25 protein-coding genes are annotated in these 25,858 nt (G+C 58.7%); 8 read left to right on the top strand and 17 right to left on the bottom strand.

Annotated elements, in window-relative coordinates:
- Positions 1-29: 29 nt before the first annotated feature.
- From nhaB to AC1ROI_RS01470, 3 genes are all read right to left on the bottom strand, one after another.
- Entirely contained in the window at positions 30-1,532 is a 1,503-nt protein-coding gene (gene nhaB / locus AC1ROI_RS01480) for a sodium/proton antiporter NhaB (RefSeq protein ID WP_010460560.1), read from the bottom strand.
- Positions 1,533-1,609: 77 nt separating this feature from the next.
- A complete protein-coding gene (locus AC1ROI_RS01475) occupies positions 1,610-2,899 on the bottom strand; it encodes an NHL repeat-containing protein (protein ID WP_010460559.1) in 1,290 nt (429 codons plus the stop codon).
- Positions 2,900-3,170: 271 nt separating this feature from the next.
- Positions 3,171-3,437 (bottom strand): hypothetical protein, encoded by a 267-nt coding sequence (locus AC1ROI_RS01470; protein WP_010460556.1) that lies wholly within the window; start codon positions 3,435-3,437, stop codon positions 3,171-3,173.
- Positions 3,438-3,779: 342 nt separating this feature from the next.
- Between AC1ROI_RS01470 and AC1ROI_RS01465 the strand changes: the two genes are divergently transcribed.
- The gene (locus AC1ROI_RS01465) at positions 3,780-5,105 is read left to right on the top strand and encodes a sigma-54 dependent transcriptional regulator (RefSeq protein WP_010460554.1); all 1,326 of its coding nucleotides are present in this window, start codon (positions 3,780-3,782) and stop codon (positions 5,103-5,105) included.
- Positions 5,106-5,177: 72 nt separating this feature from the next.
- Here AC1ROI_RS01465 and fapF read toward each other — a convergent pair whose 3' ends face one another.
- From fapF to AC1ROI_RS01420, 9 genes are all read right to left on the bottom strand, one after another.
- A complete protein-coding gene (gene fapF, locus AC1ROI_RS01460) occupies positions 5,178-6,458 on the bottom strand; it encodes a fibril amyloid transporter FapF (RefSeq protein ID WP_010460551.1) in 1,281 nt (426 codons plus the stop codon).
- A gap of 46 nt (positions 6,459-6,504) precedes the next feature.
- On the bottom strand, positions 6,505-7,257 hold the full coding sequence (gene fapE, locus AC1ROI_RS01455; RefSeq protein WP_102593516.1) for a fibril amyloid subunit FapE: 753 nt from the start codon (positions 7,255-7,257) through the stop codon (positions 6,505-6,507).
- Positions 7,258-7,290: 33 nt separating this feature from the next.
- Positions 7,291-7,971: a fibril amyloid maturation endopeptidase FapD gene (fapD, locus tag AC1ROI_RS01450; protein ID WP_102593515.1), complete on the bottom strand. Its 681-nt coding sequence runs from the start codon at positions 7,969-7,971 to the stop codon at positions 7,291-7,293.
- Positions 7,972-8,033: 62 nt separating this feature from the next.
- Positions 8,034-9,464 carry an amyloid-like fimbrin subunit FapC gene (gene fapC / locus AC1ROI_RS01445; RefSeq protein ID WP_042932036.1) on the bottom strand — a complete coding sequence of 477 codons (1,431 nt, stop codon included), beginning with the start codon at positions 9,462-9,464 and terminating at the stop codon, positions 8,034-8,036.
- Between the two features lie 53 nt (positions 9,465-9,517).
- The gene (gene fapB, locus AC1ROI_RS01440) at positions 9,518-10,090 is read right to left on the bottom strand and encodes a fibril amyloid subunit FapB (protein WP_102593514.1); all 573 of its coding nucleotides are present in this window, start codon (positions 10,088-10,090) and stop codon (positions 9,518-9,520) included.
- A 1-nt stretch (position 10,091) separates the two neighbouring features.
- Positions 10,092-10,529: a functional amyloid chaperone FapA gene (gene fapA, locus AC1ROI_RS01435; protein WP_102593513.1), complete on the bottom strand. Its 438-nt coding sequence runs from the start codon at positions 10,527-10,529 to the stop codon at positions 10,092-10,094.
- A gap of 331 nt (positions 10,530-10,860) precedes the next feature.
- The gene (locus AC1ROI_RS01430) at positions 10,861-11,385 is read right to left on the bottom strand and encodes an AAA family ATPase (RefSeq protein WP_010460539.1); all 525 of its coding nucleotides are present in this window, start codon (positions 11,383-11,385) and stop codon (positions 10,861-10,863) included.
- Entirely contained in the window at positions 11,382-11,945 is a 564-nt protein-coding gene (gene pnuC, locus AC1ROI_RS01425) for a nicotinamide riboside transporter PnuC (RefSeq protein ID WP_077747801.1), read from the bottom strand. The genes AC1ROI_RS01430 and pnuC overlap by 4 nt, the downstream gene beginning before the upstream one ends.
- A 243-nt stretch (positions 11,946-12,188) precedes the next feature.
- Positions 12,189-13,823 carry a methyl-accepting chemotaxis protein gene (locus AC1ROI_RS01420; protein WP_102593512.1) on the bottom strand — a complete coding sequence of 545 codons (1,635 nt, stop codon included), beginning with the start codon at positions 13,821-13,823 and terminating at the stop codon, positions 12,189-12,191.
- A 289-nt stretch (positions 13,824-14,112) separates the two neighbouring features.
- Here AC1ROI_RS01420 and AC1ROI_RS01415 point away from each other — a divergent pair, with 289 nt between their 5' ends.
- The gene (locus AC1ROI_RS01415; protein WP_042932039.1) at positions 14,113-14,943 is read left to right on the top strand and encodes an undecaprenyl-diphosphate phosphatase; all 831 of its coding nucleotides are present in this window, start codon (positions 14,113-14,115) and stop codon (positions 14,941-14,943) included.
- Entirely contained in the window at positions 14,940-15,371 is a 432-nt protein-coding gene (locus AC1ROI_RS01410) for a DUF1294 domain-containing protein (protein ID WP_077747804.1), read from the top strand. Before AC1ROI_RS01415 ends, AC1ROI_RS01410 begins: the two co-directional genes overlap by 4 nt.
- On the opposite strand, the gene AC1ROI_RS01405 is transcribed toward AC1ROI_RS01410, so the two are convergent.
- Together AC1ROI_RS01405 and AC1ROI_RS01400 are read right to left on the bottom strand one after the other, a co-directional pair.
- Positions 15,368-15,727 (bottom strand): MmcQ/YjbR family DNA-binding protein, encoded by a 360-nt coding sequence (locus AC1ROI_RS01405; protein WP_102593511.1) that lies wholly within the window; start codon positions 15,725-15,727, stop codon positions 15,368-15,370. The two genes, AC1ROI_RS01410 and AC1ROI_RS01405, sit on opposite strands and share 4 nt — an antisense overlap.
- Positions 15,724-16,632, bottom strand: coding sequence for a LysR substrate-binding domain-containing protein (locus AC1ROI_RS01400; RefSeq protein WP_010460527.1), 909 nt, complete (start codon positions 16,630-16,632; stop codon positions 15,724-15,726). Before AC1ROI_RS01400 ends, AC1ROI_RS01405 begins: the two co-directional genes overlap by 4 nt.
- A gap of 130 nt (positions 16,633-16,762) precedes the next feature.
- On the opposite strand from AC1ROI_RS01400, the gene AC1ROI_RS01395 reads away from it, so the two are divergent.
- Together AC1ROI_RS01395 and AC1ROI_RS01390 are read left to right on the top strand one after the other, a co-directional pair.
- Complete coding sequence (locus AC1ROI_RS01395) at positions 16,763-17,374, top strand: FMN-dependent NADH-azoreductase (protein ID WP_077747806.1); 612 nt, start codon at positions 16,763-16,765, stop codon at positions 17,372-17,374.
- A 168-nt stretch (positions 17,375-17,542) separates the two neighbouring features.
- Positions 17,543-18,580: an alpha/beta hydrolase family protein gene (locus AC1ROI_RS01390; protein ID WP_102593510.1), complete on the top strand. Its 1,038-nt coding sequence runs from the start codon at positions 17,543-17,545 to the stop codon at positions 18,578-18,580.
- Positions 18,581-18,705: 125 nt separating this feature from the next.
- On the opposite strand, the gene AC1ROI_RS01385 is transcribed toward AC1ROI_RS01390, so the two are convergent.
- Positions 18,706-19,893 (bottom strand): MFS transporter, encoded by a 1,188-nt coding sequence (locus AC1ROI_RS01385; protein ID WP_077747808.1) that lies wholly within the window; start codon positions 19,891-19,893, stop codon positions 18,706-18,708.
- Positions 19,894-20,096: 203 nt separating this feature from the next.
- Positions 20,097-21,686 (bottom strand): ABC-F family ATPase, encoded by a 1,590-nt coding sequence (locus AC1ROI_RS01380; RefSeq protein ID WP_010460520.1) that lies wholly within the window; start codon positions 21,684-21,686, stop codon positions 20,097-20,099.
- A gap of 495 nt (positions 21,687-22,181) precedes the next feature.
- Between AC1ROI_RS01380 and lpxO the strand changes: the two genes are divergently transcribed.
- Positions 22,182-23,081: a lipid A hydroxylase LpxO gene (gene lpxO / locus AC1ROI_RS01375; RefSeq protein WP_077747809.1), complete on the top strand. Its 900-nt coding sequence runs from the start codon at positions 22,182-22,184 to the stop codon at positions 23,079-23,081.
- A gap of 120 nt (positions 23,082-23,201) precedes the next feature.
- Here the strand turns inward: lpxO and ku are convergent, their stop codons facing one another.
- On the bottom strand, positions 23,202-24,062 hold the full coding sequence (ku, locus tag AC1ROI_RS01370) for a non-homologous end joining protein Ku (RefSeq protein WP_010460516.1): 861 nt from the start codon (positions 24,060-24,062) through the stop codon (positions 23,202-23,204).
- 193 nt (positions 24,063-24,255) lie between these two features.
- On the opposite strand from ku, the gene AC1ROI_RS01365 reads away from it, so the two are divergent.
- Complete coding sequence (locus AC1ROI_RS01365; protein WP_077747810.1) at positions 24,256-24,603, top strand: hypothetical protein; 348 nt, start codon at positions 24,256-24,258, stop codon at positions 24,601-24,603.
- A gap of 51 nt (positions 24,604-24,654) precedes the next feature.
- Positions 24,655-25,806: a PQQ-dependent sugar dehydrogenase gene (locus tag AC1ROI_RS01360; protein ID WP_102593509.1), complete on the top strand. Its 1,152-nt coding sequence runs from the start codon at positions 24,655-24,657 to the stop codon at positions 25,804-25,806.
- Positions 25,807-25,858 lie beyond the last annotated feature (52 nt).

The following is a 25,858-nucleotide window of genomic DNA, read 5'->3' as shown; positions in this document are numbered from 1 at the left end:
TTGCCCGCGAAGGCGTCAAACCTGCTAACTCAAAGCCAGAAACTCACGGCGTACCAACCCAGCACACCCATCACCACCGTGTACGGTACCGCCATCCACACCATCCGCCCATACGACAGGCGAATCAGCGGCGCAATCGCCGACGTCAGCAAAAACAGAAACGCCGCCTGGCCATTGGGTGTCGCCACGCTCGGCAGGTTGGTGCCGGTATTGATCGCAATCGCCAGTGTTTCAAAATGCTCGCGGCTCATGTGGCCGGAGATGAACGCCTGTTTCACTTCGGTGATGTAAATGGTCGCCACAAACACGTTGTCGCTGATGGCCGACAGCAAGCCGTTGGCAATGAACAACATGCCCGGCTGTTGATCGGCCGGCAGCGCCAGCACCCACTGGATCAGCGGCGTGAACAGCTGCTGATCGTGGATAACCGCAACCACCGCGAAGAACACCACCAACAGGGCCGTGAACGGCATCGCGTCCTTGAACGCGTTACCGATGCGGTGCTCGTCGGTGATGCCGGTGAAGGCGGTGATCAACACGATCACCATCAAGCCGATCAGGCCGACCTCGGCGATATGAAATGCCAGCCCGGCAATCAGGATCAGCGCCGCCGCGCCTTGCACCAGCAACGCGGCTCGCTGGCGTGAAGTGCGTTCGGCATTGTCTTCGGCGGCATAGTTGGCCAACACCGCGCGCACGTTGTCCGGCAGCAGCGTGCCATAACCGAACCAGCGCAATTTCTCTAACAGCACGCACGTCACCAGGCCCGCTGCCAGCACGGGCAGCGACACCGGGGCGACCTTCAGGAAAAACTCGGCGAAGTGCCAGCCCATTTCATGGCCGATCAACAGGTTCTGCGGCTCGCCGACCAGCGTACAGACGCCACCCAATGCCGTGCCCACGGCGCCGTGCATCAGCAGGCTACGCAGGAAAGCACGGAACTGATCGAGGTCGTCATGGTGCAATTTGGGCAGGTGCTGGTCATCACTGAACTCACTGTCCTGACGCGGATCATTGCCCGAGGCGACGCGGTGATACACCGAGTAAAACCCCACGGCGGCACTGATGATCACCGCCGTCACCGTCAGGGCGTCGAGGAACGCCGACAGAAACGCCGAGAGAAAGCAGAACATCAAGGCCAGCAGGGCCTTGGAACGAACCCCCAGCAGCAGGCGCGAGAACAGAAACAGCAGCAGGTCTTTCATGAAGTAGATGCCCGCCACCATGAACATCAGCAGCAGGATCACCGGAAAGTTGTGTATCAGTTCGTCATAGAGCGCCTGTGGCGTGGTCATTTTCAGCAGCAGCGCTTCAATCAGCAGCAACCCGCCGGGCATCAGCGGATAACATTTGAGCGCCATGGCCAGGGTGAAGATGAACTCCAGCACCAGCAGCCAACCGGCCGCCACCGGACCGACGGTCCACAACACCAGGGCGTTGAGAATCAGGAAACCGACAATGCTCGCCTTGTACCAGCGAGGAGAGTGCCCTAGAAAGTTGTGCGCGAAGGCCTGGGCCATTGAACCGGACATCGGCTACTCCTTGTATTAAGAAGCGCGCAACTTGCCGTAAGCCGACGGGAAGATCAAGTGGGGGAAAAGTCGTTGGCTTAGCCGAGATAGCGCACCACAACCGCCCGGTAGTTGCCGTCCAGCGAATAACCGCCTACGACGATGCCTCCATTCGGCTGAACGGCCACTGATGTGGCGGTGTCCAGGCTGCGCCCCAGACGGGTGCGAACCCAACAAGTGCCCTCGGCAAAACCAGGGTCGAGTTGCCCGCCCGGCAAGTACCGAGCCAGAAGAAAGTCGGCTTCGACTCCGCCAATCGTGGCGCCAACCGCCAGTACACGGCCGTCCGGCTGGAGTTGGGCGGCGTTCCACTGGCAGCCACTGGGTCCGATTTTCAGCAGGTGGGGCTGGCCACCGTTGCAATGAACGTCCGGGCGACCGTTGCTGTGCAGTGTCAGCGCCAGGCAATGCATCGGGTCGCGGCTGCTGCCAAAACAATGCAAATCACCATTTTCCTGCTGGACGATCTGGCTGACCTGAGCGCTGTGCCCCTCAACACTGAAAGTCATGAAACCATCCACGGCGAAGTGATCATCCAGACTGCCGTCGGGCAGGTAGCGCGCCAGCAAGCCTTCTTCAGGGAAGTTGATCGATCCACCGACCATGATCCGGCCGTCCCGCTGCAACAGCAGGCTGCTGAGCCAGGTGTTCATCAGCAAATGCCTGACCATGACAAAGCCGCGGCCGTTGAAGGAGGTATCGAGCTCGCCAGCGTCGGTCAGGCGAATCAGCAGGCCGACGTGATCGGCCAGTTCGAAAGGGTGATTGGCCAGCAGCAGGATTCGGCCGTCAGCCTGTACCTGGACGTCGCAGGCTTCGGCCCCCGGTACGCCGGGAGGGAGCCAGGCGTCGCGCACGCCCTGGGACAGATTCCCCGGCAGGCGTATGACACAGCATCCATTGTCGCCAAAGTCCCTGACCGGGTGACCTTGCGCGTCGAACATCGCCAAGGCCGGCAGCGTCCGATGAGCGTCCTCATAGTGCAGGCCGGCGACCAAGATGTTCCCGTCGCCCAATACGAGGACTTTTCCCGCCATGGCCTCATGACCGCGCTGAAATTGCCCGATGACGCTGCCATGAGCGCCGAATGCCAGGTCTGCCGAACCGTCTTCAAGCAAGCGAGCCAGGCCAAAGCAATGGCCGCTTCGAGTGCCGACTTTCGCCGCCACCAGTACGCGACCGCTCGAGTCGATCGCCACGCCGTTGGCGATGCTCGACGTACTGCCGGCGAAATACACTTGGGTTTTGCCATTGGAGGCGAAGCTTTTATCGAGGAGGCCGGCCGTGCGCTGCGCGGCAGGTCGGGCAAAAGCAGTCAGGGTGGGCATGCGCGCATCTCCTTGCGAGCTGACCGAAACCCGGGAACCGGGAGGGCAACTGCGTGTGCAGAACATTCAATCCCTGAACGCTCGATTGCACAACTGTCACAACTCACAGGTGGAGGGTCGCTTTGTGCCAGAACAGTGACTTTTCGAACCACTGACAAGCCTGCCAAGTAATTCGTGGCGGGCAAGTTGGAATGGGGGGGGCGTGACGAGCGACGTAGTTCGCTAAAAGAAAGGAGAAGAGGCGGACAACTTAAGTCATCCGCCAACGTCCTTAGTGTGGCATCGACCACGATTGCAGCGTGTAACCTTCCTCGCTCAATTCGGCGCGAGCTTCTTCAAGAATGTGTTCAAGTTGCGCGGGGTCGGAATAAGTACTGCTCGGAATTTGTGTGCGGCCAATGTGGGTATTGGTGCGGTCGATAATGGTCAGGCTGAGTTCGCCATTGCCGTCTTGTGGGGCCCAGGCCACGCATTGAAAAGGTTGGAATGCGCGGTTGGCAATCAAAAGAGCTTCGTTGATACGGAGCGGGGCAGTCATGGGGTCTTCTCTCTATATGCCCAATCAAGTGACAGGCCGTCGGTTGGGCTTACCGTTCGGCTGGTTACTTGTACTGATGCCCTCAACCGGGGGTCAGGTCACACTCAATCAAAAGAAATTTCAACTTTCTTTCATATACTCAATGGCAGAGCGGTTTTTGAAAGCTGAATGAAAGGTTGAACTCGTTAGGTAACTAACAAACTCATTCTTATAACTAATAATGCGGTGTTCCTATAGTCAAACGGTACAAGGGTGCGTCAAATTCTTGCTAATGTTACAGCCAGATCCGCCAAACGACTGTTTTTAATAATATTTCCTAAAGTTTGGCGTCAAGGAACAGTCATGATCGAAACGCCTGCGTTACGACGTCTGTTAGTAGTGGATCCCTGCGACGACTGCTATCGTCTGCTGCCGGGTCTGCGCTCTGTGGGCTGGGATGTTGACAGCTGTTCCCTGGAGAACGCCGCCGACCGAACGTGCGACGTTGGCCTCCTGCGATTACAACCTTTTCATCTGGAACGCCCGGAAGCGGTCAAAGAACTGATCAGCCGCAGCGGTACCGAGTGGATCGCCGTGCTCAACCAGGAAGTCCTGCGCCTGCAAAATGTCGGAGATTTCGTTTGCGAATGGTTTTTCGACTTCCATACCCTGCCGTTTGACGTGTCCCGGGTGCAAGTCACGCTGGGCCGGGCGTTCGGCATGGCGCGCCTGCGCGGGCAGGGCACGATTCATATTGATCAGCCTGAGCACGAGCTGCTTGGCGACAGCAAACCGATTCGCGAGCTGCGCAAGTTACTGAGCAAGCTGGCGCCTACGGAGTCTCCGGTATTGATTCGTGGTGAAAGCGGAACCGGTAAAGAATTGGTCGCCCGCACGCTCCATCGACAATCCCAGCGTCACAACAAGCCGTTTGTGGCGATCAATTGCGGGGCCATTCCCGAACACTTGATTCAGTCGGAGCTGTTTGGTCATGAGAAGGGCGCCTTTACCGGCGCCCATCAACGCAAGGTCGGTCGGATCGAAGCGGCGAATGGCGGCACATTGTTTCTCGATGAGATCGGTGACCTGCCACTGGAGTTGCAAGCCAATCTGCTGCGCTTTCTGCAGGAGAAACATATCGAGCATGTCGGCGGCAGCCAGCCGATTCCGGTGGATGTGCGGGTGTTGGCGGCGACTCATGTCGACCTTGAGGCGGCCGTCGAGAAAAAAACCTTCCGTGAGGATTTGTACTACCGCCTTAACGTATTGCAGGTCGTCACCGCGCCGCTGCGTGAGCGCCATGGTGACTTATCCATGCTGGCCAACCACTTTTCCCACTTCTACAGCCATGAAACCGGCCGCCGCCCCCGCAGCTTCAGCGACGACGCCTTGATTGCCATGGGCAAGCACGACTGGCCGGGCAACGTTCGCGAGCTGGCCAACCGAGTACGTCGCGGGTTGGTACTGGCCGAAGGCCGGCAGATCGAAGCGCGAGACCTTGGGCTGATCAGCCAGCACGTCATTCCTGCGCCGATGGGCACGCTGGAAGACTACAAGACCCGCGCTGAACGCCAGGCCTTGTGCGATGTACTCAACCGCCACAGCGATAACTTGAGCATTGCCGCCAAAGTGTTGGGGATATCCAGGCCGACCTTTTACCGTTTGTTGCACAAGCATCAGATCCGTTAGACGCAGATTTAATGTTCCACATACAAAAGCCCCGCTGGGATTGAAGTCGCAGCGGGGCTTTGTTGTGGTGGATCAGAAGTAGTACGGGAATTTCAGGCTGAAGGAAAAGTCTGGCGAGTCGTCGGTCAGGCCGATGGCCAGGTTAGGTACGATCGTCAGGTTATCGGAGGCGGCCAGGGTCATGCCGATGTTGAAGTTGGCCGAGTTGTAGTCGCTGTTGGAAATCGACTGCCAGTCGCCGCCGTCTGGCCTGATCTTGCTCTTGCGGGCGAACTGATCGGTGAACGAGAACGACATACTCATCTTCTCGTTCAAGGCGAAGGCAATGCCGGCGCCGATCTGCCAGGAATCGCCCAGCTTCACGTCCCCTTTCACCTTGGAGCCGACCTGAGGGCTGATGTCGCTGAAAGAGTCCTGAACGTTGTAGGTGTAGGACAGGCTGCCGAACAGCACGGCAGGGTCGAAGGTCTTGACCAGCGAGATACCCGGGGTGATCGCCCAGACACCATTGCCGGTCGGCAAATCCTCGGGGACCGAGAGGTTATCGTTGGTAGGGTCGCTGACCAGCTTGATGCCGTAGGGGTCCTTGCCGGTCGGCGCCTTGACGCGCAGTGTAGCGACCGCATCGGGCAGGCTGACCGACTCATCCAGAAACTTGTAGGCAACGCCAACGTTCACATCGCCGATGGTCGGGTCGCGAGTCACGGTGGCGTCAGACGTCACCGGACCAGCGCCACCAGCGCCGCCGGAGGAATACGTTGATTCCCGGTAAACCACGGGGACGTTAATGTCGAACTGCCAACGTTGTGCCACGTTGTAGCGGGCAGTCAGGTCCAGGGTCCAGTTGTCGGCCTTGATGCGGTCGAGGTTGATGTTGCCGAGGAAAATCGAGTCCAGTGCCAGGAAGCCGTTAAGCGTCAAGGCGCGGGTATCGTAGTGCGTGTAGGTCAGGCCGGTTTCGACGCTGAACTTGCCGCCACCGAAGAAGCCGCTGGCTTCGTCATACAGGTTGGAAACGCTTTGCGCAGGTTCCGAATCGTCCTTGAGCGATTGGCCATAGGAGCTGCCGGTGGTGCCCGGCGCACCAGCGGCGACCGCCTGGTTACCCCGGGAGGGTTCGGCGGGGGATTTGGTCAAGCGCTTGGGAACTGGTGGCTGCGGTGTTTCTTCGACTTGGCGAACGCGTTGCTCAAGTACCATCAACGCGTTCTGCTGAGCTTCGTAACGCTGTTTCAACTCCATGAGTTCTTGTTTTAGGATTTCGACCTGGGGGTCCGGTGCTGCGTATAGCATTGTGGCCGGGGCCAGGCTACTCAAACATACCAAAGCTCTGAACGTTGAAGATCGTTGCATGGGTTAGCCGTCCCTTCTGACTACATCTGATGAGACTGAGCGTAGATCAGAATCCGAGAGTGCGAAGACCTTTGAGCTGGTCCAGATTGCCGCTCACCGATCCGGCTGACGGCACGTTGTCACGCAGCACGACATTGAAGGATGTGAGGTTGCGGACCTGGTTGCTACTGCCGAGCAGTGTCGTGTTCTGCATCAGGCCACCCTGGGCCAGGCGTTGCACGGTATTGCCCTGGTTGTTGTTGGCCACGATGTTGAATTGCACACCCGTACCGGTCGAGGAAACGCTCATTGAGCCCGCGCCATTGGCGCCGACCAACGTTGAGCCTGCGGCGAGTGCCTGGCCCTGCTGTTGCGTTGCTGGCACTTGGTTTGCCTTGGTGACGTTGATATCAACGTTGTTGTAGGCCGTATTGTTGTCGCCGGCAGCCCGTACGACTTGAGTCACGCCTTCGGTGGTATTGAGGCCGTTGCCGCCAGTGACGGTGCCCGTGCCCGTGCTGGCGCCTTGCGAACGGGTTGATCCATTCCCTTTTTCGTCGATCATCGACACATAAAACTGTGGCTTGATGGTCGATTGTTGAATTTGCATCGTGGACGTTGCCCCGATCACTTCACCATTGGCATTTTGCCAAGTGCTGGTCATCGAAATGCCGAAACTGATAATCCGTCCTGGCATGACATAACGGCCACGCAGGGTTGCCAACTCCTGATCCTTCAGTTCAATGGGTTTGAACGTCTGTGCCTGGGTCGGCAGGCTGGCGGCCAGGCAGACCACGGCCAGCCAGATTGGAGTCTTCATGGGATGCTCCCGGAGCGTCGTGCTCCCTTGTTATTAGAAGAAGTCGCTTTGGATAAATCCAAAATCCATCAACTCTGCGTCCTGCACTGGGCTAAAGGCGTTGACGCGGTTCCTGGCGGTCAGCGGCATGGGCGGGTCGAGCAACGCATTGGTTTTGTCGTAACCCTGGCCGATGATGGCAAAGATGATGCCGTTCCAGCCTTTGATAAAGTCGTCGACTTTGTAGCGTTTATGACCGAGTACCGGATCTCCGATGTAGACCCAGCCCTGATGGACTCTTTGCATGACCACAAAGTGTTTGTAGCCACGGATATCCATGAGGACCACTACGGGGATTCTGATATCACTCAACGTTTCCGGTGCTACCCGATAGCCACGGGCTCGCATGCCGATGCTTTCCACGTAACGCTTCATGTCGAGCATGGAGAAGCCCTGGACACGGACAAGATCTTGATCAGAGTGTGCCAGCATGCCTTCGATGATCTGTTCTTCATTCACGTCCAGCCAATAGGCTTGGCGCAAGATGGTCGCCAGCGCCGCAGCGCCGCAACTGAAGTCGGTTTTCTGTTGTACCAGGTCGGCAAATTTGCGCTCGCGAACGCTCTGGATTGGCTTGTACACCAACGCGCCGCCCGGCAGGATGGAGAGCGGCATTTGTGCGGCCTCGATCACGGTGGCCACGCAAAGCAAAATTGCCAAGGCGATTATGCGCATGGTGGGACGCCCCCTGATGATGTTGAAAGAGGCCCCCGTAAGGGGGCCTCCAGAGACAGCATTTAGAACGATTGGTTGGAAATGGCCAACGAGTTGCTTTGTTGGTTGCCCACACCAGCCGCCACGTTGACGCCCAGGTTGCCACTGCCGCCATTCACCGAACCGCTCAGGGTTGCAGTGTTGGTCACAGGGTTGGCCCAGCCAGTTGGAGTCAGCACTTGATAAGAGTAGGTGTTGCTCAAATCATAAGAGCTGCTTTCACTGTAGCTTTTCGCTTTTGCATACTCAGACTCGGACGATTGACTGCCCGATTTTTCGTACGAGGAGTCAGACGACTTCGAGTACGACTTGTCATACGATTTTTCGAACGACGAATCGCGCGATCTGTCGTACGAGGAGTCGCGCGATCTGTCGTACGAAGAGTCGTGCGATCTGTCATACGATTTGTCTATCGATGCATCAAGCGTCGCGTCGAGCGATGCGTTAAGCGATGCGTCGGAAGACGAGCTGCGGGTGCGGTCGCCGAAGCCAAAATTGACGGTAGTGGAGTTGGAAGCCGCCGAAGTAGCGTCCAGCGTAGCGTTCAAGGATGCACTCAAAGAAGCGCTCGAAGAACCGCTTGCACTACTGCTGTTGGAACCGCTGGCATTGCTGCTGTTGGAACCGCTGGCATTACTGCTGTGAGAACCGCTTATATCAACGCTTTTTGACCCGCTGGCGTCATAGCTTTTGGAACCGGCTTTGTTCCAGCTGGAAGAAGCGCTTTGACTGCCGCTTGCCTCAAACGACTTATCTTTGGAGAAACTGCCGCTCGCCGTATTGGTAACGGTGATCGTATCAACGCGGTAGGTCCGATCAGCGTTGTTGTTCACGATCAGGCCGGGACCGTTTTGAACGGCGGACGCGGTGGCGGTTGCATTACCCAGTGGAGCATTGGCGTTGGCAATTGCCATGGTGTTTTTCTGCTGGTTCAGATCGCCGCCAGCAATGTTGATACCCATGTTGCCGCTGCTACCGCCGCCGGATCCGCTCATCACGGCAGAGTTGGTGGAGCCAAAGTTGTCGACGCGGTTATTGTTGCTGACTTGCCTCACGTCAGCGGTGGCAGTGGCCGTGCCGAACACAAAGCTGTTATCGATCGCGGCGTTGTCGGAGGCTGCGTTGGCGATGGCGGCGGCGTTGTCTTGCTGGTTGCCGTTACCTGCCGCCACGTTGACGCCGACGTTGCCGCTCGCGCCTGCGGCCGAACTGCTCATCTCGGCCGAGTTTTCTGTCCCTTCATTCCAGATGCTATTGCCGGTACTGTTCTGCCGGTCCGTCGCATTGGCAGTCGCATTGATTGGGACCATTCTTGCAGGAGGGGTTTGTTGTTGGCCACCGTTGTGATGACCATGATGGTTGCCACGCCGATCATTTTGCCCAGCTTGTACAGCAACAGCCATGACCGCAGCAATTGCGAAAACCAAAGGCTTTAGTGCCATCGAAGGTTTCATGGTGATTCTCCGTACTTTATTTTAGGTTAAGTGTTGTTTCTTACCTTTTCGGGTCAATCCACGACCCTTACGCTCAGGGTATTGGCCATTCGGTTTCCCACCCCGGCGCTCTGATTCAACTGGATCACCCCACGGCTACCGGTGAATGCCTGGTCACTGGTAGTGACCTGGCGATGGCCTGGTGCAGAGTCAGTTGGATCGGAGTTGTTGAGCAGCGCCACGTTCTGTTGCATGAGGACGCTGTCGTCGATGCTTTGCGGCTGTTTACTAATGCTTATCCGCAGTGCGTTGGCTTGCTGGTTACTGGCGCCCGCGCTCTGGTTGACACCCAGTACGCCGTTGCCGTGACTGAAGGAGTCGCCCTGGATGTTGGACTGGGCATCAATTCTGGGGTCGACAACGGTGCGCAAACGCTGGCGAATCTGCGTGGTCGCACTGGCATTGGTACCAATAGCGATGGCCCTGGCGTTGGCCTGTTGCTGAAGATCGCCCGCCGCCTGGTTGACCGTGAGGTTGCCTTGGTACTGCATACCCGAGCCGTCGATGTCGGCGTTATTGATGACGGGAGGTTGGGCAAAGGTCGATGCACTGCAAAACATGGCGATCATCAGCAGCGAACGATTCATCTTAACGGTCTCCCGTTATGATTTTCAGAGCACCCAGGCCTTGCTGGATGTTGGAATTGACCATGTTGGCAATGCCATTGCCTGAATTTCCCGAACGTCCGGCAGGGAGGTTGGACAGTTGGGTTTGGTTGCTGATGTTGCCGCCCAGGTTGTTAGTGTTTTGAGTGACCAGGCGGTTGATGCCTGCACCACTGGCAACGTTGGCAAAATCGCCGTCGCTCAACTCGTTCGTTTGCTGGAGAATTTGTCTGGACGGGTTGGCATTGACGGTCGTGGGGTTAGGGTCGGGGATGAGCGGCGGGATGGTTGCGTTGCGGGTCTGCACATCACGTTTGATAGTAATGATGCCGTTGTCAGCCTGCACGGGCAGGCAGACTGTTGAGCCCAGCGCGCATCCGATCAACAGCAAGCTAAAGATGCTTCTATCAAATTTCCCCACGGCGGCAATTCCTTCTGTAAATGGAACGCTGGCCCTTATCAGCGTTGCGAGGTAGAGAGCAGAAGGTGTGCCGCTTTCGGTTATTCGTTTAAAAACAAATGGTTGAATTAAATTGTCGGGGTGGTCAAAAAAATTGTGTAACGCCACTGAGACAGAGCTACGCAAAAACGACATCCATGCGGGCGGCGGTGCACGCTGGGGGCGTTGAACGCAGGTTGTATCAGTGGCTTAACATTTTCTTGCAGGAACGCTCGGGCCGCTTTAGTTCGCGGGTTTGCGTGGGATTGGGTGTTTCAGGAATGGACAGTTGCAGCGGGGCGGGGCACTCCGGTCAGGCCTTGAGCAAACGTGTCACAGCCTCGAATGCGGCGTCCTTGCGCTGTTGCCAGTCACCTTGCAGCACCTGACAAGGTTGGCGGTGCAGGTCAAGCCATGCACGGCTGGCCTGAAAAAACGCCTGGCGTTCTGCCAGTTGCGGCTGGCAACGCTGCCCGTCGTCATGCCAGGCCACGGTTTCAGGGCTCAGCAGCAAATGCAGGTCGTAGTGCCGGGCCAGCAAGGCTTGCTCGATCCATGCCGGGCAATCGCTAAACAACGTGCGACTCCAAAGGATATTGCTTAAGAGGTGCGTATCGAGGATCAGCAGTGACGGTTGCCTGGCGCGTGCTTCGTCCTCCCACGAAAGCTGGCCATGAGCTATCGATGTAATGTCATCGTAGCGGGTTTCACGGGCTTCGCTGTCGATAAAGTGTCGAACGTACTCATTGACTAATATGCCGCCAAAATTGGCGTGAATCTCGCCCGAAAGCCAGCTTTTACCGCTGGATTCAGGGCCCGCGAGCACCAGCACTTTCATGCGCGCAGAGCCGAGTCGGCGCGCCATTCACGCCAACCTTGAACGGCCAGCAGCAGGAACAGTGCATAGAGGGCGGCGGTCAAGTACATGTCCTTATAAATGAACAGCCCGACGAAAATCACATCGACGGCGATCCACAACGGCCAGCATTGCACGCGTTTTTGCGCCATCCATAACTGCGCCACAAGGCTGAAACCGGTCAGCGCAGCATCAAGCCAGGGCTGCGCGGCATCTGTCCAGTGCGCCATGGCGGCGCCTAGCAGCAGACTGCCGATGGCACCGGCCGCAAGGCCCGCAGCGATCGATTTGCTCTCAAGCCGACTGACCTGCCGGCCGCTATTGGCTTCGCCCGCGCGGGTCCATTGCCACCAGCCGTAGAGCTGCAGCGCGGCGTAGATCACTTGCAGGAGCATGTCCGAATACAGCTTCACTTCAAAAAAGATCCAGCTATAAAGCAGCACCATGACCAGGCCGATCGGCCAGCACCAGGGGTTCTGTTTGACCGTCAACCAGACGGCGATCACGCCGAGGGTGGCGGCAAACAGTTCAAGGCCGGACATGGGGGTTCCTTGGTGAAAACGAAAGAGGGGGGCGGATTGTACCCAGAGAGAAGGCAAATGCGTTAGCAACCCGAAACTGGCGTCTGACGCACACTTGTGGCGAGGGAGCTTGCTCCCGCTCGGCTGCGAAGCAGTCGCAAAGGCGCTATCGCGGTTTACCTGAAAAAACGGGATTGCCTATTCAGGGCCGCTTCGCGGCCCAGCGGGAGCAGGCCCCCTCGCCACAGGGTTCTGTGTCTGCTTTTACACGCGGAACTGTTTGAGCAGGCTGTTCACCTGCTCGCTCAAGTCCTTGAGCCGAACGCTGGCCACACTCGATTGCTCGGCCGCCAGCGCGGTGCTGTGGGACAAGCCTGCCGCCTGGGTGACGTTCTGATTGATGTCTTCCACCACATGGGCTTGCTGCAGGGTCGCGCTGGCGATCGAGGCGTTCAGCCCGTTGAGGTTGCGCAGCGCCTGGCCGATGGCATTGAGGCTGGCGCCGGCCAGACCGGCCTGTTCGATGGTCAGTTGCGAGGCTCGACTGCTGTCGCCGATCACTTTCACCGCCGCTTCGGAGTGAGTCTGCAGGCGCTCGATCATCGACTGGATCTCCGCCGTGGACTTCTGGGTACGCTGGGCCAACAGGCGCACTTCATCGGCCACCACCGCAAAGCCACGGCCTTGTTCACCGGCGCGGGCAGCCTCGATGGCGGCGTTGAGTGCCAGCAGGTTGGTTTGCTCGGCGATGGAGCGGATCACCTCCAGGACACTGCCAATCTGGGTGCTTTCAGCGGCCAGGGTGCGAATCACTTCCACGGCTTGATCGATGGTGCCGGACAGTTTGTCGATCTGCTGCAAGCTGCCATCAATATTGATCTGCCCCTGCTGCGCCTGGGATTCGGCATCGCGCATTTCGCTGGCCGCATGCTCGGCATTCTTGGCCACGTCCTGCACACCGTAAGTCACTTCGTTGATCGCAGTCGCCACCAGCTCCATCTGCTGGGACTGTTGCTGACTGCGTTGCTGGGCCTGGGCGGCGTCATTGCCCAGTTCGCTGGACGACAGGCCCAGGGCGCTGGCGGACACTTGCAGCTCGCTGATCACCCCTCGCAGTTTGGCAGTGAAGGCATTGAAGTGCCGGGCCAGTTGCGTGACTTCATCCTGGCCATGGGTGTCGAGGCTGCGGGTCAGATCGCTTTCGCCGCTGGCGATGTTGGCCATGGCGTTCACTGTGTCCTGAAGCGGTCGCACGATACTGCGAGCGATCATGATCACCAGCAACGCCATGATCAGCGCAATCACCAGGCCGACGAACGAAGCCTTCCAGACCTGGCCGTAGAACTCGGCCTGCATGTCATCGATGTACACGCCCGAACCGATCACCCAGCCCCAAGGTTCGAACAATTTGACGTAGGAGGTTTTCCCGACCGGGTCGCTGGCGCCCGGCTTAGGCCAGCGGTAGTTGACCGTACCGGCGCCTTTGGCCTTGGCGACGGCCACCATTTCGTTGAACAGCGCAAAACCGTCCGGGTCGCGGATCGCCGAGAGGTTTTGCCCATCGAGTTTGGGGTTGGCCGGGTGCATCACCATCACCGGCGTCAGGTCGTTGATCCAGAAATAGTCGTTCTGGTCATAACGCAGCCCGCGCACGGCGGTCAGTGCCTGCTTCTGCGCGGCATCGCGGGTGAGTGTGCCGGCGGTTTCCAGGCCGTGGTAGTAAGTCAGAATGCCGCTGGCGGTCTGCACTACGTGCTGGGTTTTCTGGGCTTTTGCCTGGTATAGATCGGTATGGATCTGCTTGAGCATCAACACGCCCAACGTCAACAACATCAATACCGACACAATCAAGATGAGCCACAAGCGTCGGCTGATCGACACACTGCGCAAGCTGTTCATAACGCTGTCACTCCGATTTCTTTTTCTTGTAATAAACGATTGCCAGCATCCAACCACGCTTTGCCGGTCGGGCCTATACGACCCAAGTCTCATTACGCGGCAGCGTTATCGGGGCTTGTCTGATAGGATTTCGGCCCCGCGCGGAAAAACCTGAATCCAAGTTGATTTTTCACGGAGTTTTTACGGCTCCGTCTGGATCCTTTGCGCGCGGGACTTCAGCTACGCTTGGCGCGGTGAACGCTTAAAAAACTAATGGGGCATGCCTTGGCGCATCGCCTTTGGGGGATTGATGGAACTTTGGACCGCCTTGCAGGCATTGATTTTAGGGGTTGTAGAAGGGCTGACGGAATTTTTGCCCATTTCCAGTACCGGTCACCAAATCATAGTCGCGGACTTGCTCAACTTCGGTGGCGAACGCGCGATGGCTTTCAATATCATTATCCAGCTCGGGGCGATCCTGGCGGTGGTGTGGGAATTTCGCCGAAAGATCTTCGACGTGGTCGTCGGTTTGCCGACACAACCAAACGCCCGGCGTTTTACCGCCAACCTGTTGATCGCTTTCCTGCCTGCGGTGGTATTGGGGGTGATTTTTGCCGATCTCATCCACGAATACCTGTTCAACCCGATCACCGTGGCCACGGCCTTGGTCGTGGGCGGGATCGTGATGTTGTGGGCGGAGCAGCGTCAGCATGAAGTGCATGCCCACACTGTCGACGAAATCACCTGGAAAGATGCCTTGAAAGTCGGGTTCGCCCAGTGCCTGGCCATGATTCCCGGGACCTCGCGTTCCGGTTCGACCATCATCGGCGGCTTGCTGTTCGGGTTGTCGCGCAAGACGGCCACCGAGTTCTCGTTCTTTCTGGCGATGCCGACCATGGTCGGTGCGGCGGTGTATTCGGGCTACAAATACCGCGACCTGTTCGTACCGGCTGATCTTCCGGTGTTTGCGATCGGCTTCGTCACGGCGTTCATCTTCGCGATGATTGCCGTCAGAGGCTTGCTGGTGTTCATCGGCAGCCACAGCTACGCGGCATTCGCCTGGTATCGCATTGCGTTCGGCCTGTTCATCCTGGCCACCTGGCAATTCGGCTGGGTCGATTGGGCCGCCGCACGCCCATGAATGACTCCAGCGCGCGCAACAATCCCGGACGCAGGTCCGGGGGCGAGCGGGTCCAGCACCCTCGGCTGAAATTGCTGGTGTTGGCGATCCTGTGCGCGCTGCCACTGACGGGTTCAATGTCGTTGTGGCTGCATGGGGTGTCGCTGATTCCGCTGGCGGCTTACGGCATCGTCAGCGTGCTGGCGTTCTTCCTGTACTGGAGCGACAAGCGCAAGGCTCGCGCCGACAGCTGGCGGACACCGGAAAACGTGTTGCACGCGGTGGAGCTGGCGGGCGGATGGCCGGGTGCCTTGCTGGCCCAGCAAGTGTTTCGGCACAAGACTCGCAAGGTCTCGTTCCAGCTGGTGTTCTGGCTCATTGTGCTGATGCATCAGGTGTTCTGGATCGACCAGCTATTCCTCGGCGCTCACCTGTTTGCACTGCTTTAAAGCAACAGGCTGACCTGGGTGCGCTTGGGCAGCTTGCTCACCACCAGTTGATGGGAACGTTTCAACAACGCCTGAAGCTCCTCGGATCCCAGCGGGTAGGGCGTTTGCATGATGATCCACTGGGCCCGCGCCAGGTACGGCGCCGGGTGAATCCCCGGGCGGTCGCAATGCCCGAGGAACAGATCCTTGTCGACCTTGAACGCCAGGGAATCGCCGCGCAGGTTCTGCAAGGCGAACATCTTGTTCCCGGCAATCGAAAACACCCGAACGCCTCCCCACTTGTAGTCTTCCCGCGCACCGGGTAGCGCGAGACAGAATTGCGCGACGTCCTCTTCGCTCATGCGTCCAGCCTTCATATCAATCGGTCCCCACAGGCATTGAATGATTCGATCAAATGGTCGATCCAGGCCCGCACGGCCGGCATCACCCCGCGCCGATGAGGGTAGACCGCTTGCAGCCAGCCGCCAGGCAATGACCAATCGGGTAGCAACTGCACCAGCGAACCATTTTCCAGCTCCTGTTCGCAATACATCATCGGCAGCATGGTGAACCCCTGGCCGGCGAGCGTGCAGGCCTTGCGCACGATGAAATCGTCAATGCCCAATCGCGCTTCCAGGCTCAAATCGTAGCTTTTGCCCTGCTGATCGAGCATGCGAATGTGCACCAGGCGGTCGGCTTCCAGCGCACCAAGCACCGGCAAGGATTTCAGGTCTTCGGGGTGGTTGATCTCACGTCCGTGCAGGAAGGCCGGGCTGGCGACCATCGCCATCTGTGCCTGGCGCAAGCGACGGGTCACCAGCAACGGATCTTCATCGCCCAACTCACGGACCCGCAGCGCGACATCGACGCCTTCGGTGACCAAGTCGACCCGGCGATTGAGCAACATGACTTCCAGTTGCACCTGAGGGTGTTTTTCGAGGAAGCGGCTGATCACCGTCGGCAGCATTTCGTGGGCCAGCCCGACGGGGCAGGACACCCGCAAGCGTCCGCGAGGTTCGCTGGACATACTCGCCACGGCTTCATCGGCCATCTCGGCTTCCAGCAGCATCGCCTGACAGTGCCGCAGGTAACGTTCGCCCACCGCCGTCAGCTTGAGTTGCCGGGTGGTACGTTGCAGCAGGCGCGCGCCGAGGCGTTCTTCCAGCTCGGCAATGCGTCGCGACAATCGGGACTTGGGAATCCCCAGCAAACGCCCGGCTGCGGCGAAGCCACCGGCTTCGACCACTTTGGCGAAATAGTAAAGGTCGTTGAGGTCTTGCATGATTGGAAATCCGATTGTTCTATCAGTGGGACGAACTATCGCATTGTTGCGGACTAATCAGCTATTGGTTTCATCTGTAGGATCCTCCCCATCAGATCGCCCGGTGGCGATCCTCACCTGGAGATCCCTTATGAAACTGCTGCATATCGATTCGAGCATTCTTGGTGACAACTCGGCTTCCCGTCTGCTGAGCAGCGAAGTCGTCAAAGCCTGGCAAGCCGCCGAGCCAACCGCGGTGGTGACCTACCGCGATCTGGCCGCCGATGCCATCAGCCATTTCTCCGCCACCACCCTGGTTGCCGCCGGCACCACCGCTGAACTGCGCAACGCCGCGCAACAGCACGAAGCCGAACTCAGCGCCACCACCCTGGCCGAATTCCTCGCGGCCGACGCCGTTGTCATCGCAGCGCCGATGTACAACTTCACCATCCCGACCCAACTCAAGGCCTGGATCGACCGCATTGCCGTTGCCGGCCAGACCTTCCGCTACACCGAAGCGGGCCCTGAAGGCCTGTGCGGTGGCAAGAAAGTCGTGATCGTCTCGACGTCCGGCGGTCTGCATGCCGGTCAGGCGACTGGCGTTGCGCACGAAGAGTACTTGAAGGTGCTGTTCGGCTTCATCGGCATCACCGACATTGAGTTTGTTCGTGCCCATGGCCTGGCCTACGGTGACGAAGTGCGCACCAAAGCCATGAGCGATGCCCACACGCAAATCAGTGAGCAATTGTTCGCCGCCGCGTAAGGCTTGCGTAAAGCGCTCAAACAGCTCAGGCACCACCCAAAAAACTCTGTATTCTGATCACGCAAGTGCCAGATGCAGGGTTTTTTGTTTCTGGTCATTACAGGTTGTGGCCCGGGTTATGCAGTCGAGGGTTACCGACTCCGGTCCAGTAACAAGGTGGGGCATCCCATGGTGCGTCTTTGTGCAATGTTTCTGATTTGCCTGCTCAGCAGCCTGAATTCAGTGCACGCCGGGCCTGCGCCGCACCCTCAATGGAGCGTCGGCTTCCATGAGATGAGTTTTCTCGATCCTCTGGACTTGCAGCCGATGCGCGCCATCGCGTTCTATCCCTCGAGCGACCGGGAACACACCAGCAAAATCGAGGGTTACACGGTCGAGGCAGGGGAAGACACCCGCGTCGCCATGGGCCGTTTCCCGATGCTGATGCTGTCCCACGGCAACACCGGTACCCCGCTGGCGCTGCACGACCTCGCCACCTCGCTGGCACGCAAAGGGTTTGTGGTGGTGGCGGTGATCCATCCCGGTGACAACTCCCAAGACCACAGCCGCCTCGGTACGTTGAGTAACCTTTACGGCCGGCCCATCCAGATTTCCGAAGCCATTACCGCGACCCTGGGCGACCGTATGCTCGCGCCTTTCGTCAATGCCGATCAGGTCGGCGTGATCGGTTACTCGGCGGGCGGCGAAACGGCGCTGATCCTCTCCGGCGCCACGCCTGACCTGGATCGTCTGCGCCGCTACTGCCAGGAACGCCCGGACGACCACGATGCCTGTAACACCCAGGGCGAGCTGATTGTCGACCGGGATGATTTGCAGCCTGTGGCGGATCCACGTGTCCATGCCTTGCTGCTGATGGCGCCGCTGAGTCTGAAATTCGGACGCCACACCTTGGCCGACGTGCATGTGCCGGTGCTGCTCTACAGCGGTGATGGCGACAAACTGGTGGCGTTCGACAAAAACGCCGCCGCCTTGGCGCGCAAGCTGCCGATTGCACCAGACTTCAAATTGCTGGCCGGGGCAGGGCACTTCGTGTTCATGGCGCCGTGCAATGAAGAGCAGATCGCCGCCATGCCGGCGCTGTGCACCGATGCAGATGGCGTCGACCGCGAAGACATCCATCGCAACATGGTGTCCGAAGCCGGGCGGTTCTTCTCGCACGCGTTGGGCAAGCCTACCCGGGCCGGGATGCAGACTGCGGATCAGTAATTTCCCCACCACCCCTGTGGGAGTGAGCTGGCTCCGGGCGGCGTTCCGATGATAGCGATCTGTCAGGCGACTGATGTATTGAATGTTCTACCGCCATCGCCAGCAGGCTAGCTCCCACAGTGGCGTCAGCTTGTTGCGCGGCGTTTGAGTAACAAGGTCAAGCCGAGCCCGGTGACAGACAACATCGCCGCACTGAAGAAAATCCACGAATACCCAAGATTCAACGCCACCGCGCCCATCAACGGCCCGGCAATCGCCAGTGCCAGGTCGAAAAACACCGCATAAGCACTCAAACCCGCGCCGCGACTGGAGTTGGGCACTTGCTTGATTGCTTCCACCCCCAGCGCCGGGTACACCAGCGAAAGACCGAACCCGGCCAGGCCCGCGCCGATCAGCGCATAAGCGGTCGACGGCGCTAGCCACAGCAGCACCAGGCCCACCGTTTCAATGCTCATGCACACAATCGCCGAGGTGAAACCACCGAAGCGGCTGATCGCGGAGATAAACAGCAAGCGAGACAAAATAAAGCAGATCCCGAAGACCGTCAGGCACCAGGCCGCGCCGGTCCAGCCACGGCTGACGTAATACAAGGTGATAAAGGTCGTCAGGGTGCCGTAACCGATGGAGGCCAGGCTCAGGCTGGCACCGAAGGGCGCAATGCGCCCGAACACCGCCCAGAAGGGCAGGCGTTCGCCACGAATCACCGGCACCGAGGGTTTATTGCGGATCAGCAACAAGGCGGCCAGGGCCAGCAATGACAACGCGATCCCCAGGCTGGCGAAGCCGTACTCGGCGACCATCACCACGCCCAGCGGCGCCCCGATCGCAATGGCGCCGTAAGACGCAATGCCGTTCCACGAAATCGAGCGCGCGGTGTGCTCCGCGCCGACCTGGCCCATGCACCAGCTGATCGTGCCCACACCAATCAAGCCCTGGGCGATGCCGAGCAACAAGCGTCCGGCGATCAGGATCAACAGGCTCAGCAGTGGAAAGCTTTGCAGCAAGGTTGAAATCAACGTCAGCACACCGCTCAGCACAATCCCGGACAGGCCGTAGACAATCGCCCGTTTGGTGCCAATGGTGTCTGACATGCGCCCGGCCATCGGGCGGCTGAGCAGGGTGGCCAGGTATTGAGAGCCAATGGTCAGTCCCGCGACGATCGCGCTGAAACCCAACTGCTCATGGACATAGCCCGGCAACACCGCAATCGGCAGGCCGATGCAGAGGAAGGCAATAAAGGTATAGAAAACGATGGAGACGATCTGCAGGGTGATCGCCATGGAGCTTTGCGGTGGCAGTTGCTGCACAGACATGACGGCTCGTTCGCGGTCGGCGGTGGGAGAACTGCATCATGGCTTGGGTGGGATATAAAAGGAAGCAGGCTAACTATATTCGTTGTGGTTGAGGGCGCCCAAATCCATTCAGCCTCGAATGCAAAAAGCCCCGAATGCAAAAAGCCCCATCACCAGGACAGGGCTTTTACTTGCCGCTTGCAGCTTGAAACTAATAGCTGCTCTTAAAACACAACGCCCTGGCTACGCAGGTAGTCATCATAAGTACCGCTGAAGTCGATCACGCCGCTTGGGCTTAGCTCGATGATGCGGGTGGCCAGCGACGATACGAACTCACGGTCGTGGCTGACGAAGATCAGCGTGCCCGGGTAGTTTTCCAGCGCCAGGTTCAGCGCTTCGATCGATTCCATGTCCAAGTGGTTGGTCGGTTCGTCCATGATCAGCACGTTCGGCTTTTGCAGGATCAGCTTGCCGAACAGCATGCGACCTTGCTCACCACCGGAGATGACCTTGACCGACTTGAGGATCTCGTCGTTGGAGAACAACATGCGGCCGAGGGTGCCGCGAACGATTTGCTCGCCGCCCTGGGTCCACTGGCCCATCCAGTCGAACAGGTTGCAGTCGTCTTCGAAGTCGTGCGCGTGGTCCTGGGCGTAGTAGCCCAGTTCTGCGGCGTCGGTCCACTTCACGGTGCCGGCATCCGGGGTCAGTTCGTTGACCAGGGTGCGCAGCAGGGTGGTTTTACCGATACCGTTCGGGCCGATGATCGCGACGCGTTCGCCCGCTTCAACCTGGAAGCTGAAGTCCTTGAACAGCGGCTTGCCGTCGAAGCCTTTGGCCATGCGCTCGACAATGACAGCCTGACGGTGCAGTTTCTTGGTTTGTTCGAAACGGATGAACGGGCTCACACGGCTCGAAGGCTTGACTTCGGCCAACTGGATCTTGTCGATCGCCTTGGCGCGGGAAGTGGCCTGCTTGGCTTTCGAGGCGTTGGCCGAGAAGCGGCTGACGAACGATTGCAGCTCGGAAATCTGTGCCTTCTTCTTGGCGTTGTCCGACAGCAGTTGCTCGCGGGACTGGGTCGCCACGGTCATGTACTCGTCGTAGTTGCCCGGGAACAGGCGCAGCTCGCCGTAATCCAGGTCAGCCATGTGGGTGCACACGCTGTTCAGGAAGTGACGGTCGTGAGAGATGATGATCATCAGGCTGGAGCGCTGGGTCAGAATGTTTTCCAGCCAGCGGATGGTATTGATGTCCAGGTGGTTGGTCGGTTCGTCGAGCAACAGTACTTCAGGATCGGAGAACAGCGCCTGAGCCAGCAATACGCGCAGTTTCCAGCCCGGGGACACTTCGCTCATCGGGCCGAAGTGCTGCTCGATGCCGATACCCAGGCCCAACAGCAATTCACCGGCACGGGATTCGGCGGTGTAGCCGTCCATTTCGGCGAACTCGGTTTCCAGCTCGGCCACGGCCATGCCGTCTTCTTCGGTCATTTCCGGCAGCGAGTAGATGCGGTCGCGCTCGGCTTTAACCTTCCACAGCTCTTCGTGACCCATGATCACGGTGTCGATGACGGTGAATTCTTCGTAGGCGAACTGGTCCTGGCGCAATTTACCCAGACGCACGTTCGGCTCAAGCATGACCTGGCCGCCGGACGGCTCGAGGTCGCCGCCGAGGATTTTCATGAAGGTCGACTTGCCGCAACCGTTGGCGCCGATCAGGCCGTAGCGGTTGCCCGCGCCGAACTTGACCGAAACGTTTTCGAATAGCGGCTTGGCGCCGAACTGCATCGTGATGTTAGCTGTAGAGATCAAAGGTTTTTCCTGCGAAGCATTCAGAGTAGCTAGGGTTGCGGCAGTACCGATTCAGTACCCGTTTCCGTTTTTCAAACCACGGGAAATGCATCCCGGTCAGAAGCGGAAGGTCCATCTGGCAATAAGTGGACAGCAGCAGTTGGAGCGCTTGGCCCGAGTCGAAGTGCGCTGAGACGGGGTTCATTCCCGTCATCAACCAAGGGGGGCGCGTAATGTTTGGCGGCGATTGTACTGGTCTGGCTCTTTAAACGATAGGGCGTTGAGGCCGCACGGGCGCTTTGGTGGCACCAGCGGACAGATTTTCACATTTGAAGGTTAACTATTGGTTACAAAATGAGACTAAAATGCCACTTTTCAACAGGCGCCGACCGTCGGTAGAGGCTCAAGGACGCGCCACCGGGACCGCTGTTTCGTATTCAGACGCTGCACAAGACCCTTGGGCCGCTAGGTTGGCCGGGGACGCAGTTTGTTCACTTCTGACATGTGACGATTTCTGTGAAACTGATCATTGCCGCTATTTACGTTGTATCCATTGCCTACGTCCATCTGCGTGGGCGGGTGCGCCACAAGCTGGGCCGCCAACTGAGCGATCACTCGTCGTTTCTCGCGCCGATCAATTGCTTCCTTTATCTGTTCTCGAAAATCCCCAACAAGCCTTATCTCGACCCGGCCGATTTCCCGGACCTGAGTCCGTTGCAGGCGCACTGGGAAGAAATTCGCGCGGAAGGCCAGAACCTGCTCAGGGCCGGGGAGATCAAGCGCTCGAACCAATACGACGATGTCGGTTTCAACTCGTTCTTCAAGACCGGCTGGAAGCGTTTCTACTTGAAGTGGTACGGCGACAGCCATCCTTCGGCGACGAAACTCTGCCCGCGCACCACTGAGTTGGTGCAAAGCATCGGGTCGATCAAAGCCGCGATGTTCGCCGAGTTGCCACCGGGTTCCAAACTGGTCCGCCACCGCGATCCCTACGCCGGCTCGTACCGTTATCACCTGGGCCTGGAAACGCCGAACGATGCCGGTTGCTACATCAACGTCGATGGTGAGAACTACCACTGGCGCGATGGTGAAGCGGTGATGTTCGACGAGACCTTCATTCACTACGCCGAAAACACCACTCAGCAGAACCGCATCATTCTGTTCTGCGACGTCGAGCGGCCGATGAAGTATCGCTGGGCGGCGGCGTTCAATGGCTGGTTCAGCCGTAACGTGATGTCGGCGGCGGGCGCGCCGAATGATGCCGGGGACAAGACCGGGGGCATCAACCGGCTGTTTGCCAAAATCTACGCGATTCGGCTGCGGGGCAAGGCGCTGAAGAAGCGTAATCGCAAACTTTACTACCTTGAAAAGTGGGCGATCTTTGGTGGGTTGCTGGCGGTATTTGTGCTGATCTGAATGTTGTATGCCGGCTTGCAAACCCTTCGCGAGTTGGCTCGCTCCTACAGTTGACCGCGATCATTTGTAGGAGTGAGCCTGCTCGCGAAGGGGGCCTGACATCCAACGCGAAAACAACAATCAGCCACGAGACGTCTTCGTGGCTTTTTTGTTCGCTGCAGGTTTAGCCGCCGGTTTGGCCTTGCCGGCAGTCTTGCCACCCAGACTACGTTTAAGCAATTCAGTCAAATCAATCACATCAGCCGTCTTGCGTTCCTCTTCACCCGTCGCCGTTTCCACATCCTCGATCTTGCCTTCGTTCGCCTTCTTCTCGACCAGCGCCATGATCTTGTCTTCAAAACTGTCGCGATAATCCTCGGGCTTCCAGTCGGCGCTCATGTCCTGCACCAGACGCTTGGCCATGTCGAGTTCGCCCTTGGCCAGTTCGGGCTTGGTCACCTCAGGCCCCAGCTCTAGCGTATCGAGGCTGCGTACTTCAGCGGGCCAACGCAGCATGACCAGCACCATGGCCGATTCCAGGGGCATCAGCGCCGCCAGGTGCTGACGGGTATGCAGGACAACATGGGCGAGGGCGACTTTATTGGTTTTGCTGAGGGTTTCGCGCAACAGCGCATAGACCTTGCCGCCACGTTTATCCGGCGCGAGGTAGTAGGGCGTGTCGATGTTTTGCAGGGGGATCTGTTCGGCGTCGACAAAAGAGAAGATGTCGATGGTCTGCGTGGACAACGGGTGCGCCGACTTGATTTCTTCCTCACTGAGGACCACGTACCGGCCCTTTTCGTACTGCACACCTTTGACGATGTGTTCCTTGGTGACTTCCTTGCCGGTGACCTTGTTGACGCGTTTGTAACCGACCGGCTCCATGCTACGGCTGTCGAGCCAGTCGAAATCCACCCCCTGCGAGGACGTCGCCGACACCAGCGCCACAGGGATATGCACCAGCCCGAAACTGATTGCGCCTTTCCAGATTGCCCGTGCCATGGTCGTCTACTCGCGAGTGATGTGTTCAGGTGACCCGCGGCGCGGCGCAAAAGTTTCAGCGGGCTGCGGCCCGGTCCTGCTGGACCGTCAACTGGTGTTACATCTTAAGAAAGAGGTTTTAGTTAACAAATCCGAACCCCGGGCGTAGCGTGCTATCGAAGATTCTATCCACGCTGACGCCCAGAGGCTTCCCATGAACAGATTCGTGCTCGCCTGCACCGTACTGGCATTCAGTGGCCTGATGAGTCAGCTGGCCCAGGCATCGCCACTTTCGTTGATGCTGCTGGCCCAGAGCCCCACGGGCAATTCCAGCAACCCCTACAACAGCCCGATCCGCCGGGCCAATCCCAATAGCATGCAAGGCACACAACCCGCAGCCCCGGTCATTCGCGGGCCAAATACCGTCCCGGTGCCCCGTCCACCGACCCTTGATAACGGCGGCATCGGCAATCGCTATCCCCAGAACCATACCGCTCCCGCCAGCCCACCCAAATTCATTCCCAATCCGCCCCCTCGAGATGCAGGCACAAGCAACCGTTGAACGGCAGGACAGCGTTCTTGCCAGCTATTCGAACGACAAAAGGAATCGTGCATGTTGCGTAAAACCCTCTTGGCCACCTTCTGCGCCAGCGTACTGATCACCGCCACGGCACCCGTTCTTGCGGCACCGCCCCAGGAGATGAAAAGCGAACAAGGCACCCTTGAGGTCTGGCAAGTTGCGAAGGGCCTGGAACATCCGTGGGCTCTGGCGTTCCTGCCCGATCGCAGGGGCATGCTGGTCACCGAACGGCCCGGCAACCTGCGAGTGGTGGATTACGATGGCAAGCTCTCGGCACCGATCAATGGGGTGCCAAAGGTCTGGGCCAAGGGGCAGGGCGGCTTGCTGGACGTGGTGCTGTCGCCCGACTTCAAGCAGGACCGGACGGTTTATCTGTCTTACGCCGAGGGCGGTGGTGCGGGCGACAAGGCCGGTACGGCGGTCGGGCGAGGCCAGTTGTCCGAGGACCTGAAAACCCTCAAGGACTTCAAAGTGATTTTCCGCCAGGAGCCTAAGCTGTCGGTCGGCAACCACTTCGGCTCACGATTGGTGTTTGATCGCGACGGCTACCTGTTCATCACCTTGGGCGAAAACAACGATCGGCCGACCGCTCAGGACCTCGACAAGCTGCAAGGCAAGGTCGTGCGAATCTACCCGGACGGCAAAGTGCCGGACGACAACCCCTTTGTCGGGCAGTCGGGCGTACGCCCGGAAATCTGGTCCTATGGCCAACGCAATCCGCAAGGCGCAGCGCTCAATCCATGGACTGGCGTGCTCTGGGAAAACGAGCATGGCCCCCGCGGCGGTGATGAAATCAACATCATCGAACGCGGCAAGAATTACGGCTGGCCGCTGGCGACCCACGGCATCAACTATTCCGGACAACCAATCCCGGAAGCCGAGGGCAAGACCGCAGAAGGCGCCGTGGCGCCGCACCATGTCTGGGAAAAATCCCCCGGCCTCAGTGGCATGGCGTTCTACGACGCTGATCGCTTCAAGGCCTGGCAGCACAACGTGTTCATCGGTGCGCTAGTGAGCCAGGAGCTCATCCGCTTGCAGGTTGATGGCGACAAAGTGGTTCACGAAGAGCGCTTGCTCGGCGAACTCAACAAGCGCATCCGCGATGTGCGACAGGGGCCGGACGGTTACTTGTATGTGCTGACCGATGCGGACGACGGCGGGCTGTACAAGGTTGGCCTGAAGTAACCCGATTCGACCTCTCTGGGGGTTTGGTGGCGAGGGAGCTTGCTCCCGTCCG

This window comes from Pseudomonas sp. GW823-FHT02C02, assembly GCF_058797635.1.
Note: the sequence above shows the minus strand (reverse complement) of the source record. Positions and strands in the feature narration are given on the sequence as shown.